1 protein-coding gene is annotated in these 1,434 nt (G+C 46.9%); it reads right to left on the bottom strand.

The features are described 5' to 3' along the window. The coding region (locus tag QUB63_RS34925; RefSeq protein WP_442921903.1) for a YncE family protein at positions 1-1,434 on the bottom strand (1,434 nt) is incomplete at both ends.

Raw genomic sequence — 1,434 nt, forward strand, 5'->3', positions numbered from 1 at the left:
GCACCCCATAAGTAAACTGATTAGCAGGTCGGTTCTCCTGAAGAATCCCATAGTCAGCAGCAATACTAACCGCCGGATTTATATCATCAATAGGAACCCTTGTGAAATCAGCAGCAGTCACAGACCTCGCCGTAGTAGCATTGAAGAAAGGAGACTTAACACCTCTGTCAAGACTATCAATTTTGAATTGACCAGGATTGTCCAGAGTTTTAATAATTTCCTCAACATCGAAAGCATACACGCTCCCGCTACCACTCAGAGAAGGATAAGAGCCATAAAGGTATTTGTTGTCATTAGAAAGCACTAAATCGTTAGTAAGAGCCTCTGGAATCGGTCTGGTAGCACCGATTAATTGAGGATTTGGCCCCAAGGGGTCTTTAATAATCCCAATATTTCCCCCAGAACGCACATCTGCATCAGGGCCAAGACTTCCAGAATTGCGACCAGCCACAAACCCATACCGCCCATCCCGCGTTACAGTGACAGATACCCCCTCATTCACATCAAAATAATCAGTAGCGAAACCCAAACTTAAAGGGGCATAACTCACAGAAGCAGTAAAGTTAAGAGGATCGTCCGAAGTAATTTCCAACACCCCAAAACCAGGCGCGTCATTATTCAGGCCAGGACCAATCCGATTCAATCCGTTCGTGAACACCATTTTCGTCGGCTCATTGGTAGCTGCTATGCCCTCGGTCTCCGAAATAGTAGGAATAACTCCGATTTGTTGATGCCACTTACGAGGATTAGAATCTTCATCCTTGGGTCGATCCTTCGAGTCAATATTGATTGCATAAATCCGACGATTAGGCACTTGCTCATTATTATCAGAACCCGTGCCGAACAGCCGCCGCCCGTCACTACTAATTGCCAACTGACTCAACCCTAATGGTGAAGTGACGTTAATAGTCTCAACTACTTTGTGATAAGTTGCCGAGTTAGGGTTGATGTCAAGGACGTAAATTTTCGCTTGATTCAAGTCGCCAATGTAAGCATAATCGTCTCTAGGACTGATGACTATTGACTTGGGTCTAGCGCCCGCCGGCAGGACAATGGGATTGACGCCTGAAGTATTTGGCTGAGTATCTACCTGTCGCAGTACCATTGCATCGACCAATGCCACTTGACCTGAATTCCTCAAGGTTGCGTAAACGCGATTTCCGTCGCTAGTCACGGCTGTTGATTCTGCCCAATCTGTGACACCGCTGGTCCCCACAGGAATTTGAGCCAACAGCAAGTCCTTGCTGTTTGTAGTATCAACCACTGATTCGGGGTTTTTACCGTCCAGAACCGCTACTCGGTCAGAACCGCCCAAGGCTGCAAAGACGTACTCTGCTCCCTGTGGCAGCCGAATTGGATTGCTGTTGTACTGGATTTCTTTGTATACTGGTGTAACGCCTTTTTGCTCAACGATCTGGTTCTGCTTCCTCTCGA

It is taken from the genome of Microcoleus sp. ARI1-B5, assembly GCF_036705795.1.
GTDB lineage: Bacteria > Cyanobacteriota > Cyanobacteriia > Cyanobacteriales > Microcoleaceae > Microcoleus.